Origin of the sequence: Isoptericola variabilis 225 (genome assembly GCF_000215105.1) — a bacterium.
Lineage (GTDB): Bacteria > Actinomycetota > Actinomycetes > Actinomycetales > Cellulomonadaceae > Isoptericola > Isoptericola variabilis_A.
Map to the genome: position 1 here is coordinate 1380996 of NC_015588.1, position 12539 is coordinate 1393534.

At 74.7% G+C, this 12539-nt stretch carries 13 protein-coding genes; 9 read left to right on the top strand and 4 right to left on the bottom strand.

Annotated elements, in window-relative coordinates:
• Window positions 1-9 precede the first annotated feature (9 nt).
• Window positions 10-969 (top strand): L-lactate dehydrogenase, encoded by a 960-nt coding sequence (locus tag ISOVA_RS06355; RefSeq protein ID WP_013838423.1) that lies wholly within the window; start codon window positions 10-12, stop codon window positions 967-969.
• A gap of 12 nt (window positions 970-981) precedes the next feature.
• Here ISOVA_RS06355 and lexA read toward each other — a convergent pair whose 3' ends face one another.
• The gene (lexA, locus tag ISOVA_RS06360; RefSeq protein ID WP_013838424.1) at window positions 982-1737 is read right to left on the bottom strand and encodes a transcriptional repressor LexA; all 756 of its coding nucleotides are present in this window, start codon (window positions 1735-1737) and stop codon (window positions 982-984) included.
• 232 nt (window positions 1738-1969) lie between these two features.
• Here lexA and ISOVA_RS06365 point away from each other — a divergent pair, with 232 nt between their 5' ends.
• From ISOVA_RS06365 to ISOVA_RS06375, 3 genes are all read left to right on the top strand, one after another.
• Window positions 1970-2320, top strand: a complete 351-nt coding sequence (locus ISOVA_RS06365; protein WP_013838425.1) for a LysM peptidoglycan-binding domain-containing protein — start codon at window positions 1970-1972, stop codon at window positions 2318-2320.
• A 106-nt stretch (window positions 2321-2426) separates the two neighbouring features.
• A complete protein-coding gene (nrdR, locus tag ISOVA_RS06370) occupies window positions 2427-2948 on the top strand; it encodes a transcriptional regulator NrdR (RefSeq protein WP_013838426.1) in 522 nt (173 codons plus the stop codon).
• Window positions 2949-3075: 127 nt separating this feature from the next.
• Window positions 3076-3258, top strand: a complete 183-nt coding sequence (locus tag ISOVA_RS06375) for a DUF5302 domain-containing protein (protein ID WP_013838427.1) — start codon at window positions 3076-3078, stop codon at window positions 3256-3258.
• Between the two features lie 61 nt (window positions 3259-3319).
• Here the strand turns inward: ISOVA_RS06375 and serA are convergent, their stop codons facing one another.
• Together serA and ISOVA_RS06385 are read right to left on the bottom strand one after the other, a co-directional pair.
• Window positions 3320-4561, bottom strand: a complete 1242-nt coding sequence (gene serA, locus ISOVA_RS06380) for a phosphoglycerate dehydrogenase (RefSeq protein WP_013838428.1) — start codon at window positions 4559-4561, stop codon at window positions 3320-3322.
• Window positions 4562-4622: 61 nt separating this feature from the next.
• A complete protein-coding gene (locus ISOVA_RS06385; RefSeq protein WP_013838429.1) occupies window positions 4623-6908 on the bottom strand; it encodes a HelD family protein in 2286 nt (761 codons plus the stop codon).
• 99 nt (window positions 6909-7007) lie between these two features.
• On the opposite strand from ISOVA_RS06385, the gene ISOVA_RS06390 reads away from it, so the two are divergent.
• From ISOVA_RS06390 to ISOVA_RS06410, 5 genes are all read left to right on the top strand, one after another.
• Window positions 7008-8339 carry a PP2C family protein-serine/threonine phosphatase gene (locus ISOVA_RS06390; protein ID WP_013838430.1) on the top strand — a complete coding sequence of 444 codons (1332 nt, stop codon included), beginning with the start codon at window positions 7008-7010 and terminating at the stop codon, window positions 8337-8339.
• Window positions 8336-9511 carry a sensor histidine kinase gene (locus ISOVA_RS06395; protein WP_013838431.1) on the top strand — a complete coding sequence of 392 codons (1176 nt, stop codon included), beginning with the start codon at window positions 8336-8338 and terminating at the stop codon, window positions 9509-9511. The genes ISOVA_RS06390 and ISOVA_RS06395 overlap by 4 nt, the downstream gene beginning before the upstream one ends.
• An 85-nt stretch (window positions 9512-9596) precedes the next feature.
• Window positions 9597-10037, top strand: a complete 441-nt coding sequence (locus ISOVA_RS06400; protein ID WP_013838432.1) for a response regulator — start codon at window positions 9597-9599, stop codon at window positions 10035-10037.
• 84 nt (window positions 10038-10121) lie between these two features.
• Window positions 10122-11078: a proteasome assembly chaperone family protein gene (locus ISOVA_RS06405; RefSeq protein WP_013838433.1), complete on the top strand. Its 957-nt coding sequence runs from the start codon at window positions 10122-10124 to the stop codon at window positions 11076-11078.
• A gap of 182 nt (window positions 11079-11260) precedes the next feature.
• Complete coding sequence (locus ISOVA_RS06410) at window positions 11261-11464, top strand: cold-shock protein (protein ID WP_013838434.1); 204 nt, start codon at window positions 11261-11263, stop codon at window positions 11462-11464.
• Window positions 11465-11556: 92 nt separating this feature from the next.
• On the opposite strand, the gene ISOVA_RS06415 is transcribed toward ISOVA_RS06410, so the two are convergent.
• The gene (locus ISOVA_RS06415; protein WP_013838435.1) at window positions 11557-12462 is read right to left on the bottom strand and encodes a spermidine synthase; all 906 of its coding nucleotides are present in this window, start codon (window positions 12460-12462) and stop codon (window positions 11557-11559) included.
• Between the last annotated feature and the right edge of the window lie 77 nt (window positions 12463-12539).

Here is a 12539-nt window from a genome sequence, read left to right on the forward strand (position 1 = left end):
CTGAGGTCCGTGAACGCTCCCCGTCCCCGTTCCCGGCTGGCCATCGTCGGCGCCGGCGCCGTCGGCTCGACCCTCGCGTACGCCGCGCTCGCGCGCGGGTCCGCGCGGACCGTCGCCCTCATGGACGTCAACCGCCGCAAGGTCGACGCCGAGGTGCTCGACCTGCGCCACGGGGCGATGTTCGTGCCGCAGGCCGAGATCGTCGGGTCCGACGACGTCGAGGTGTGCCGGGACGCCGACGTCGTCGTGGTGACGGCCGGCGCCAAGCAGCAGCCCGGGCAGTCCCGCCTCGACCTCGCCGAGGCCACGGTGGGTCTGGTCCGGAAGATCATGCCGGGCCTGGTCGAGGTGGCGCCCGACGCCGTCTTCATCATGGTGACCAACCCGGTCGACGTCGTCACGTACGCCGCGCAGCAGGTCTCGGGCCTGCCGCCCGAGCGGGTGTTCGGCAGCGGCACGGTGCTCGACTCGTCGCGGCTGCGCTCGGCGCTCGCCGAGCACTGCGGCGTCGCCGTCGGCAACGTGCACGCGTACGTCGCGGGCGAGCACGGCGACTCCGAGATCGCGCTGTGGAGCTCGGCGACCATCGGCGGCGTGCCGCTCCTGCGGTGGACGGCGCTCCCCGGCCGGCCGCCGCTCGACGCCGCGGCGCGCGAGCGGATCGCGACCGACGTGGTCGAGTCGGCGTACCGCGTGATCGAGGGCAAGGGTGCGACGAACTACGCGGTCGGCCTGGCCGCCACGCGCATCATCGAGGCCGTGCTCAAGGACGAGCACCGCATCATGCCCGTGTCGTCGAGGCTCGACGACTACCACGGCATCTCGGACGTGTGCCTGTCGGTGCCGTCGCTCGTCGACCGCCGCGGCGTCACCGCGACCGTCGACGTGCCGCTCTCGGACGAGGAGGTGGCGGGGCTGCGCGCCTCGGCCGACGCGATGCGGGAGGTCCAGCGCCGCCTCGGCCTGTGACGGGCGGGTGACCTACAGGCTGCGCAGCACCGCGACGACGCGGCCCAGGACCTGCGCCTCGTCGCCCGGGATCGGGCTGTAGGCCTGGTTCTGCGGCAGCAGCCAGACGTGCCCGTCCGCCTGCTTGAACGTCTTGACCGTCGCCTCGCCGTCGATCATCGCGGCGACGACCTCCCCGTTCTCCGCGACCGGCTGGCGCCGCACGACGACCCAGTCGCCGTCGCAGATCGCGGCGTCGACCATCGAGTCGCCCGCGACCTTGAGCAGGAAGAGCTCGCCGTCGCCCACGACCTGGCGGGGGAGCGGGAAGACGTCCTCGACGAGCTGCTCGGCCAGGATCGGCCCGCCGGCCGCGATCCGCCCCACGAGCGGGACGTACGACGGCGCGGGCACCGACTCCTCCTCCGCGGCCGCGACCGCCGTCGCGGCGCCGAGCGCCGACTCGACGCGGTCCCGGTGCGCGGCGGCCTCGGGCGCGTCCGGGTCGACGACCTCGATCGCGCGCGGCCGGTTGGGGTCGCGCCGGAGGTAGCCCTTGCGCTCGAGCGTCGTGAGCTGGTGCTTGACCGACGACGGGCTCGCGAGGCCGACGGCCTCGCCGATCTCGCGCATCGTGGGCGGGTACCCGCGGCGCTCGACCGAGTCGCGGATGGTCTCGAGGACGCGCCGCTGGCGCGGCGTCAGGCGGTCCGCCCCGGCCCCCGACAGGTCGCTGACCGTCGCCAGCGCGGCGTCGTCGCCCGTGGCCCGGTCCGGTCCGGTCGTCATCGCGTCACTCCCGTCCTCGAGGCCCGCCCTGCGGATCGGGCCGTGAAATCCGACAAACCTTCCATCGCGCTAGGGCCACTGTAGGTCAGAGCGGCCCGCGACTCAAACATCTGTTCGAGGATGTCTCGACTTTGTCGGACCGGGGTGGTACCAATGGTACAGACGTTCGACGTACACCTGTTCGACGGACACCTGTTCGACGACAGTGCTCGAGACACGGAAGGACGGAACCATGGCCGCCACGATCCCGAGCCCCGGCACGACGTCCGAGGCGTACGGCTTCCTGGGGCTCGGCGGGCTCCGGCTGACCCCGCGCGGCCGCGCGGTGGTGCTGGCGCTCGCCGCGCTCGTCTCAGCGGCCTTCGGCCTGGCCGGCACGCAGGCCGTCGCGAGCGCGCCGCCGGTGCCGGTCGAGGTCCGCGCCCACACGGTCGCCCCGGGCGAGACGCTCTGGCACCTCGCGCGCGGCACGGCCGCCGCGGGGGAGGACCTCCGCGACGTCGTCGCCGAGCTCAAGGCGCTCAACGGGATGCGCACGTCCGAGGTCGAGGCCGGCCAGGTCGTCCTGGTGCCGGCCGAGTGACGGCGCTCGCGTGAACGCGGCCGGCGGTGTTGCGCCGGCCGCGGGCGGCCGCATACGTTCGTCGGGCCGCCGGGCACCCGCCCGGCCCCGATCGCAGGAGACACGGATGCACTGCCCGTTCTGCCGGCACGCCGACTCGCGCGTGATCGACTCCCGGACGTCCGACGACGGTGCCGCCATCCGGCGCCGGCGCCAGTGCCCGGCGTGCAACCGACGGTTCACGACGATCGAGACGGCGAGCCTGTCGGTCGTCAAGCGCTCGGGCGCCACGGAGCCCTTCAGCCGCGACAAGATCGTCTCGGGCGTGCGCAAGGCGTGCCAGGGCCGGCCCGTCAGCGCCGACGACCTCGCGCTGCTCGCGCAGCGGGTCGAGGAGACGCTGCGCAGCTCGGGGAGCCCCGAGATCGACGCGTACGAGATCGGGCTCGCGATCCTCGGGCCGCTCCGCGAGCTCGACGAGGTCGCGTACCTACGGTTCGCGAGCGTGTACCAGGCGTTCGACTCCCTCGAGGACTTCGAGAGCGCGATCACGTCCCTGCGCGCGGAGCGCGCGGAGCGCGCCGCGCGGGAGGAGGCGGCCGGTGCGGGCGCCGAGGCGTCCCCCGCGCCGGCGGAGCAGGGGGTCTGACGCGGCGGCGTCGGGCCGGCGAAATGCGCTGGCGCCCGGGCACCGGGTGCAGCATGCTGGACCGGACCGGCGGCGGGGCGCTCGTCCGGCGCCGCGCCCGCACCCCGACCAAGGACGAGGTGGTCGCATGACGGACAAGCAACGCACGACGGCTCCGGGAGCGGACGCGAAGGCGCGCTTCAAGGAAGCTCTCGACAGGAAGAACGCCACGCACCACCGGACCGCCGACGGCGAGACCAACACGGGCGCCGTGCACGGCCCCGAGACGGCCGGGCCGGTCCAGAAGATGTTCCGGCGCAAGTCCGGCTGACGCCGGCCGCGCCGGCGCGACGGGCGGTCCCGGGATCTCTCCGGGGCCGCCCGTCGCCGTCTCAGGCTCCGGCGGCCGGGCCGGGCGGGAACTCGGGCCGCTCGAACGCGTCGCGGATGCGCAGCCGGATCGTCGTGTCCATGGCCTGGAGCTTGGCCGACGCGCCGCGCTGCGTGACGTCGGAGATGTCGGTCACCACGTAGCCGATCTCGCCGCGCGTGGCGAGCATCTGTGCCTCGATGTTGGCACCGTGGTCGGCGAAGACCTGGTTGACCGCCGCGAGCACGCCGGGGACGTTGCGGTGCAGCAGCATGATGCGGCCCACGCCGGTGTGCTCGAGCTGCAGGTTCGGCAGGTTGACCGAGAGCGTCGTCGAGCCCGTCGCGACGTAGTCGCGCAGCTTCTTGGCCACGAAGTCGCCGATCGCCTCCTGGGCCTCCTCGGTCGAGCCGCCGACGTGCGGCGTGAGGATGACGTTGTCGAGCCCGCGCAGCGACGACTCGAAGTGGTCGCCGCGCTTCTTCGGCTCCGACGGGAAGACGTCCACCGCGGCGCCCGCGATGTGGCCCGACAGGATGTGCTCGCGCAGGGCGTCGACGTCGACGACGAACCCGCGTGACAGGTTGAGGAAGATCGCGCCCGGCTTCATCCGGGCGAACATGTCGGCGCCGAACATCCCGGCGTTGCCCTTGCGGCCGTCGACGTGGATGGTCACGGCGTCGGAGACCTCGAGCAGCTCGTCGACCGTCTCGACGCGCCGCGCGTTGCCGAGCGCGAGCTTCTCGGCGGTGTCGTAGAAGACGACGCGCATGCCGAGGTTCTCCGCGAGCACCGACAGCTGCGAGCCGATGTTGCCGTACCCGATGATGCCGAGCGTGCGGCCGCGCACCTCGTGCGCGCCCTCGGCCGTCTTGTCCCAGACGCCCGCGTGCAGCGCCTTGTCGCGGACCGTGAGGCGGCGGGTCAGCGCGATGATCTCGGCGAGCGCGAGCTCGACCACCGAGCGCGTGTTCGAGTACGGCGCGTTGAAGACCGCGACGCCGTACGACGCGGCCGCGCCCAGGTCGATCTGGTTCGTCCCGATGCTGAACGTGCCCACCGCCAGCAGGCCCGGCACCGACTCGAAGACCTTGGACGTGACGGTCGTCTTGGACCGGATGCCGAGGATCTGGAAGCCGTCGAGGGCCTCGATCAGCTCGGCCTCGTCGAGCGCGCCGGGGCGCGTGACGACCTCGATCCCCGCGTCGCGGAGGATCTCGGTGGCGACAGGGTGGACGTTCTCCAGCAGAAGGGCGCGCAGCACGCACCCATGGTGCGCCGCGCAGGCGCGTACGGACAAACGCGTCTCACGGCCGGGAGCGCGCCTAGGCGGCGGCGCGCTCCGCGAAGCCCTCGGGCAGGGCGCGCTCGTGCACGACGACGAGGCGCTGCGTCGGGCGCGTCATGGCGACGTAGAGGTCCGAGAAGCCCCCCGGGCCCTCGGCGACGGCCGCCGGCTCGACGAGCACGACGGCGTCGTACTCGAGCCCCTTGGTCTCGCGCGGGGAGACCACGACGACCTGGGCGTCCTCCGGGCGCTGGGCGAGAAGACGGGCGCCCTCGGCGCGCCCGAGCGCGTCCTGCAGCACCGACTCCACGGCCCGACGCAGCGCCGGCACGCGCTCGGCGGGCGCGACGACCGCGACCCGGCCCGCGCCGTCGGACCCGACGAACTCGCGCGCGAGGCCGACGACCTGGTCGAGGACCTCCTGCTCCAGCACGGGGTGCGTCGGCCCGGACGGCGTCGCGCGGACGAGCTCGAGCGAGTCCTCGACGTGTCGCGCGGCCGTGAGCGGGGACACGGGCAGCCCCGCCGCGTGCGCGACGCGCTGGGCGGCGTCGGCCACGGCGGCGGGCGTGCGGTAGCTCACCGTGAGCTCCTCGAGCCGCCAGCCGTCGCGCAGCACGGGGTCGAGCGCCGCGGCCCACGACCTGGCCCCGGCGGCCGACGACGTCTGGGCGACGTCGCCGACGATCGTCAAGGACCGCGTGGGGACGCGGCGCACGAGCGCGCGCCACGCCATCGGCGACAGCTCCTGCGCCTCGTCGACGACCACGTGCCCGTACGTCCACGAGCGGTCGGTGGCGGCGCGCTCGGCGGTGGTCAGGCGCGGGCCGGTCGCCTCGAAGCGCGACGCGAGCGTCTCGGCGTCGACGAGCCCGCCGCCCGCCCCGGTCGACTCGAGCACCGAGCGGGCGTACTCGAGCTCGGCCTGCCGCTCCGCGGCCCGCGCCCGCGCCTCGGCGCGCGCGAGCGAGTCGTCCTCGCCGAGCAGCTCGGCCGCCTCGTCGAGGATCGGGACGTCCGACTCGGTCCACGGGGCGTCCGGGTCCCGCCGCAGCAGCCGGCGCTCGGCCGCCGTGAGCTCGGGTGCGGCCTCGGCGAGCCGGTGCGGCTTGGCGTACAGGTCGGCGACGAGCTTCTCGGGCGTGATGGGGAACCACGCGAGGTTGAGCGCGACGCGCACGTCGCGGTCCGAGCGCAGGTCCTCGGTGACCATGGCGACGTCCTCGGGCGCCAGGGCCGAGCCGAGCTGCTCGGCGTACTGGTCGACGAGCCGCGCGAGCATCTCGCGCACGAACGTGGCGCGCGCCTCGTTGTGCGGCTTGTGCGTCCGGCGCGCCCGCGCGATCGCCTCGCGCACGTCGCGGCGGCGGATCACCAGGTCGTGCCCGTCGACGCGCACGCGCACGTCCTGCGCCGGCACGCGCTCGCGGGCGCGCACCGCCCGGCGCACGATCGAGCGCCACACGAGGCGGCCCTTGACCTCGGCGACCGTCCCGGTGTCGACGCCGGTCGCGACGACGCCGGGCAGGAGCTCGGCGATCGTCGTCGCGACGACGCCCGTCTCGCCGAGCGACGGCAGCACCTGGTCGATGTACCGCAGGAACGACCGGCTCGGCCCGACGAGCAGCACGCCCGAGCGCTCGAGCACCTTGCGGTGCGCGTACAGCAGGTAGGCGGCGCGGTGCAGGGCGACCGCCGTCTTGCCGGTCCCCGGGCCGCCCTGGACGACGAGCGCGCCCCCCAGCTCGGAGCGGATGATGCGGTCCTGCTCGGCCTGGATCGTCGCGACGATGTCGGTCATGCGCCCGGTGCGACGCGTCGCCAGGGACGCGAGCAGCGCGCCCTCGCCCGAGAGGTGCGTCGTGTCGTGGCCGTCGATCGCGTCGAGGTCGAGCACCTCGTCCTCGAGACCCGTGACGGAGCGGCCCGACGTCACCAGGTGGCGGCGGCGCACGACGCCCGCGGGGTGCAGCGCCGTCGCGCGGTAGAACGCCTGCGCGGCCGGCGCGCGCCAGTCGGTGAGCAGCGAGCGGTGCTCGTCGTCCGTGAGCCCGATGCGGCCCACGTAGCGCACCGTGTCGTCGTCGAGGTCGAGCCGGCCGAACACCAGCCGGTCCTCGACCGCGTCGAGCTGCGCGACCCTGTCCTCGTAGAGCGTCGCGAACGCGTCGCGCTCGCTGCGGTTCTGCGGCGACCCCGAGGGGCCGGCCCGGCGCACCTCCGCGAGCCGGCCGCGCGTCGTCCTGCGGAGCTCGTCCAGCCGCGCGTAGAGGCGGTCCACGACCGCCTGCTCTCGTGCCAGCTCGTCCTGCCTGCCCGCCACGCGTCCTCCTCGCGTCCGTGACCGTGCGGCCGTCCATGATTGCAGACCCGCCGGGCAGGGCTCGACCGCGCCCCGCGTCGTCGGACTAGGATCGGGCGCATGAGCAGCGGCGACGTGCCCCGCACCCCGGGTGGGCAGGGTCCGACGGCCGCCACGAGCCCCGAACCGGTACGCGTGCTGCTCGTCGAGGACGACGACGCCGACGCGCTGCTCGTCGACGAGCAGCTGCGCGACGCCGGCGTCACGGTCGAGCTGCGCCGGGCGCGCTCCCTCGCCGAGGCGCTCGGGAGCCTCGGCCGCTCGGACGTCGAGTGCGTGCTGCTCGACCTGGGCCTGCCCGACTCGTTCGGGCTCGCGGCGGTCGAGCAGCTGCGGCAGGTCGCCGAGCGCGCGCCCGTGCCGCCCGCGCTGGTGGTCCTCACGGGTCACACGGGCGTGGACCAGGGCGTGCAGGCCGTGGCCGCGGGCGCGGACGACTACCTGGTCAAGGGCGAGATCGAGAGCGACCTGCTGGGACGGTCGCTGCGGTACGCGCTGCAGCGGCGCCGGTCGGTCGCCCAGCAGCGAGCCCTGTACCGCAGCGAGGTCCGCGCGGCCGAGACCGCGCGGCTCGAGCGGGCGCTGCTGCCGAAGCCGCTCGTGCAGGACGGCAAGGTCTCGGTCATGGTCGGCTACCTCCCGGGCGGCAACGGGCTCCTCGGCGGCGACTTCTTCGACACGGTCGAGCGCCCGGACGGGACGGTCCTGTCCGTCATCGGCGACGTCGCGGGCCACGGCCCGGACGAGGCCGCGCTCGGCGCGACCCTGCGCACGGCCTGGCGCACGCTCGTGCTCACGGACACGCCCGCCGAGCGCGTCCTGCCGCTGCTCGAGCGCGTGCTGCTCACCGAGCGTTCGCGCCCGGAGATCTTCGTGACGCTCTGCCAGGTGGCCGTCTCGCCGGGCCGCGACCACGCCCAGGTGGCGCTCGCGGGCCACCCGGCGCCGATGCTCCTCACCGGCCCGGTCGGGGACGTGCGCTGCGAGGTCCTGCCCGACGACGCGCGCGGGCGGGCGCTGGGCATCCCGGTCGAGGGCGGCTGGGACGCGCACCGCGTCGAGCTCGACGGCCCGTTCGCGCTCATGCTCTACACCGACGGGCTGGTGGAGGCCGAGGTCGACCCCGAGGGCCTCGCCGTCGAGCTGCCGCGGCGCCGGGGCGTGCCGCGTCTCGGCGTCGAGGGCCTGCACGCGCTCGTGTCCGAGGAGCTCGCGCGCGAGGGCATCGAGGGCGTCGTCGAGCGCGTCCTGCGGCGCGTGCGCCGCCTGCACGGCGGGCCGCTGACGGACGACGCGGCGCTGCTCGTCGTCGGGTGGACCGGGCGCGACACCAAGATCCTCGGGACGCGGTCCTCCACGCTGGCCGACTCCGACGAGTGGGCGCGCACGTGAGCTCCTCCACGTCGCTGCGCGACCGGCTCCGGCGGCCGCTCGTGGCGGTGGGCGCCGTCCTGCTGCTCACGGTCGCCGTCGCGCTGGTCGCGGTCTGGCGCATCCTCGCGCTGCTGGGCGGGGGAGGGCCCGACGCGACGGCCGTCGACCGCGCGCTCGTGTGGAGCGAGGTCGTCCTCGTCGTGGTCGGCATCCTCGCGCTGCTCGTGGTGCTCGTGTGCGTGTTCGCCTGGGTCCAGCTCGAGCGGAGCGTGATCCGGCCGCTCGGGCGCCTCGCGGCCGCCGTCCGCCAGGCCAGCACGGGCGCGCACGAGCACGAGATCCCCGTGGAGGGGGCGGGCGAGATCGCGACGCTCGCGAGCGACGTCGAGCACATGCGGCGCGAGCTGGTCCAGCAGGTCGAGGAGGTGCGCCAGCTCCACGAGGAGGCCGAGCGCGCGCACGAGCTCCTGCGCGAGCAGACCCGCGAGCTCGAGCGCTCCAACCGGGACCTCGAGCAGTTCGCGTACGTCGCGTCGCACGACCTGCAGGAGCCGCTGCGCAAGGTCGCGAGCTTCACGCAGCTCCTGCAGAAGCGGTACGGCGGCCAGCTCGACGACCGCGCCGACCAGTACATCGGCTTCGCCGTCGACGGCGCGCACCGCATGCAGCGCCTCATCCAGGACCTGCTGTCGTTCTCGCGCGTCGGGCGCTCGGGAGCCGACTGGGAGGACGTCGACCTCGAGGCCGTCCTCGAGCAGGTGCTGCACGACGTCGGGGATCGGGTCTCCGAGTCGGGGGCCGAGGTCACGCACGACCCGCTGCCCGTCGTCCGCGGCGAGCGCGCGCTGCTCGCGATGCTGCTCATGAACGTGGTGAGCAACGCGATCAAGTTCCGTCACCCCGAGCGGCCCCCGCGCATCCACCTCTCGGCGCGCCGCGACGGCGACGCGTGGGAGCTCGCCTGCACCGACAACGGCATCGGCATCGACCCGCAGTACGCCGAGCGCGTGTTCGTGATCTTCCAGCGGCTGCACCCCAAGGAGGTCTACTCGGGCACCGGGATCGGCCTCGCGCTGGTCAAGCGCGTCGTCGAGCACCACGGCGGCCGGGTCTGGGTCGGGCCCGCGCCCACGGGCGGCACGACCGTACGCTGGACCCTGCGCACGGCGGGCGAGCCGGACCTCGGCTAGGCTCGAACGACCCGCTGACCTGGGCGGACGCGCCGACCGGGCGCGCCGTCCGGCGGGCGACGCAGGACGAGCAGCAGGAGGGCACATGACGGACCAGCAGACGGGTATCGAGGTTCTCCTCGTCGAGGACGACCCGGGCGACGTCCTCATGACGCGCGAGGCGTTCGCCGAGCACAAGGTCGCCAACCGTCTGTCGGTCGTCTCCGACGGCGTCAGCGCGATGCAATTCCTCCGCAAGGAGGGTGAGCACGCCGATGCGCCCACGCCCGACCTCATCCTGCTCGACCTCAACCTGCCGCGCATGGACGGGCGCGAGGTGCTCGCCGCCGTGAAGGAGGACCCGGAGCTCAAGCAGATCCCGGTGGTCGTGCTCACGACGTCCGAGGCCGAGGAGGACGTGCTGCGCTCGTACGCGCTGCACGCGAACGCGTACGTCACCAAGCCCGTCGACTTCGACCGCTTCATCGAGGTCGTGCAGCAGATCGACGACTTCTTCGTCACCGTGGTGCGGCTCCCGGGCCGCTGACGCGCCGGGAAGGATCCGCGCCCCGGCGCGGTTGACCTGTCCAGACGGGCGCACCGCCCGTCGGTCGCACGAGGAGGAGACGCGTTGCTGGACCCGCTGGGCATCTACCAGGTCGACGAGGACGCCGTCGCGCGCACGCTCGCAGACCACCTCGCGGACCGCGCCGGGAGCCCGGCGCCGGACGCGGGGCGTGCGGGCCCGGTGCTGCTGCACTCGCTCCGCGGCTTCGTCGACGCCGGGGCGGCGGGCGAGATCGCGGCCGAGCACCTCGCGCGGCACCTCACGGCGACGCGGCTCGTGACGTTCGACGTCGACCAGCTGCTCGACTACCGCTCGAAGCGCGCGGTCATGACGTTCGACGCCGACCGGTGGGCCGACTACGAGGAGCCGTTCCTCGTGATCGACCACGTCCGCGACGCGGAGGGCACCGGCTTCCTGCTGCTGCACGGCTCCGAGCCCGACCTGCAGTGGGAGCGGGTCGTCGCGGCGGTCCGCGGGCTGGTGGACCGCTTCTCGGTCTCGCTCACGGTCGGCTTCCACGGCATCCCCATGGGCGTGCCGCACACGAGGCCGCTGTCCCTGACCGCGCACGCGACCCGCACGGGCCTCGTCGAGGACTACACCTCCTTCTTCGGCCGCGTGCAGGTCCCCGGCTCGATGGCCGCGCTGCTCGAGTACCGCCTCGGCCAGGCCGGGCACGACGCCATGGGCTTCACGGTGCACGTGCCGCACTACCTCGGCCAATCGCGGTACACGCCCGCGGCCGTCGTCGCCCTGCAGCACGTCGAGCGGGCGACCGGGCTCGACCTCGCGACCGGGCAGCTCACGGCCGCGGCGGCCGAGGCCACGATCGAGGTCGAGCGCCAGGTGCGCGAGTCGGCCGAGGTGGCCGCGGTCGTCAAGGCGCTCGAGGAGCAGTACGACGCGTTCACGCGCTCGGTCGGGCGCACGAACCTCCTGGCCGAGCAGGCGCCGCTGCCGACCGCCGAGGAGCTCGGGGCGGAGTTCGAGCGGTTCCTCGCCCAGCAGGGCGACGACTGACCCGTCGCCGCGCCCGGGCGCCGGAGAACGTCCTGAACCGTGGCACGACGGACGTGGTCCGTGCCACACTGGCGCCGTTGCAGCGGCGAACCCACGCACGAACCGGCGTCGGCGAACTCTTGCAGCGACGGGCGGCCGGCCGGTCCGCCCGTGACGGGTGGACGGAAGGTCGAAGGATCAGCATGACGCAGGGTTCTGTGAAGTGGTTCAACGCGGAGAAGGGCTACGGCTTCATCGCTCAGGACGGCGGCGGGGCCGACGTCTTCGTGCACTACTCGGCGATCCAGTCGCAGGGGTACCGCACCCTCGAGGAGGCCCAGCGGGTCGAGTTCGAGATCACCCAGGGCCCCAAGGGGCCGCAGGCGGAGCAGGTCGTCCCGCTCTGACGCCCCCCGGGCGACCGACGAGGGCCGCGTCCCCGCCCGGGGCGCGGCCCTCGTCGCGCGTCCGGACGGCTCCGCCGCCTCGCTCCGCCGCCTCAGGGCAGGGCCGCGGCCGTCCCGACGAACCGCGCGACGTCGTCGCCCGCGAGGAGACGCGCCGGCACCGCGAGCGTCCGCAGGCCCCGGCCGAGCGCGGGGTCGCCCAGGTCGGGTCGCGCCGGCGGGCCGCCGGCGGCACCCGCGCCGTCCTCCTCGCCCTCGGCCGCCCGGACGGCGACGAGCACGACGTTGCCGTAGCGCCGCCCCTTGAGCACGCCCGGCTCGGCGACGGCGGCGAGCCGTCCGGCCGCCGCGGCGTCGCCGCCGAACGCCCGCGCCAGCGTCGCGAGCTCCCGGCGCGCGAGCGTCAGGGGCGGCCGGTCGGCGCAGTTGGCGAGCAGCACGCCGCCGGGCCGCAGCGCGCGGTGCGCCGCCGCGGCGAACGCCGTGCCCGCGAGGTGCTCGGGCGTCCGGTCGTCCGCGAACACGTCGCGCACGACGACGTCGTACGAGCCCGGCACGACGCCCTCGAGCGCACGGCCGGCGTCGTCGGCTCGCAGCCGCAGCAGCGGCGAGCGGGGGAGCGCGAACCACTCCCGCACGAGCGTCGTCAGGCGCGCGTCGACGTCGACGCCGAGCTGGCGCGAGCCGGGCCGCTCGTGCTCGACGTACCGGGCGAGCGCGCAGCCCGCCGCGCCGAGGTGCAGCACGCGCAGCGGGCCCGGCGGGAGGAGTGCGAGGACGGCGGCCATCTGCTGCATGTACTCGAACGCGAGGAACCCGGGGTCGGCGAGGTCCAGGGCCGAGCTCGGCACGCCGTTGACGTGCAGCGTCACCCGCTCCGGGTGGTCGGGGTCCCGCTCGAGGTGCGCGGTGCCCGTGTCGATCTCGACCGGGCCCTCGGGCAGTGTCGGTGCCTCGGGGGATCCTGGGGAGCGTCGCGGGCGGGTGCGGCGGGCCATGGGGACAGTCTCCCAGCCGCGGTCGCCGGCGCGATTGACAGAGATCGAACAGGTGTTCGACACTGGAGCCGCGGGCG

What these genes read in the sequence shown, in the direction of transcription:
- ISOVA_RS06365 (WP_013838425.1), top strand. Translation starts at nt 1,970, where the DNA reads ATGGCCGCCACGATCCCGAGCCCCGGCACGACGTCCGAGGCGTACGGC.
- nrdR (WP_013838426.1), top strand. Translation starts at nt 2,427, where the DNA reads ATGCACTGCCCGTTCTGCCGGCACGCCGACTCGCGCGTGATCGACTCC.
- ISOVA_RS06415 (WP_013838435.1), bottom strand. Translation starts at nt 12,462, where the DNA reads ATGGCCCGCCGCACCCGCCCGCGACGCTCCCCAGGATCCCCCGAGGCA.
- ISOVA_RS06400 (WP_013838432.1), top strand. Translation starts at nt 9,597, where the DNA reads ATGACGGACCAGCAGACGGGTATCGAGGTTCTCCTCGTCGAGGACGAC.
- ISOVA_RS06390 (WP_013838430.1), top strand. Translation starts at nt 7,008, where the DNA reads ATGAGCAGCGGCGACGTGCCCCGCACCCCGGGTGGGCAGGGTCCGACG.
- ISOVA_RS06410 (WP_013838434.1), top strand. Translation starts at nt 11,261, where the DNA reads ATGACGCAGGGTTCTGTGAAGTGGTTCAACGCGGAGAAGGGCTACGGC.
- ISOVA_RS06375 (WP_013838427.1), top strand. Translation starts at nt 3,076, where the DNA reads ATGACGGACAAGCAACGCACGACGGCTCCGGGAGCGGACGCGAAGGCG.
- lexA (WP_013838424.1), bottom strand. Translation starts at nt 1,737, where the DNA reads ATGACGACCGGACCGGACCGGGCCACGGGCGACGACGCCGCGCTGGCG.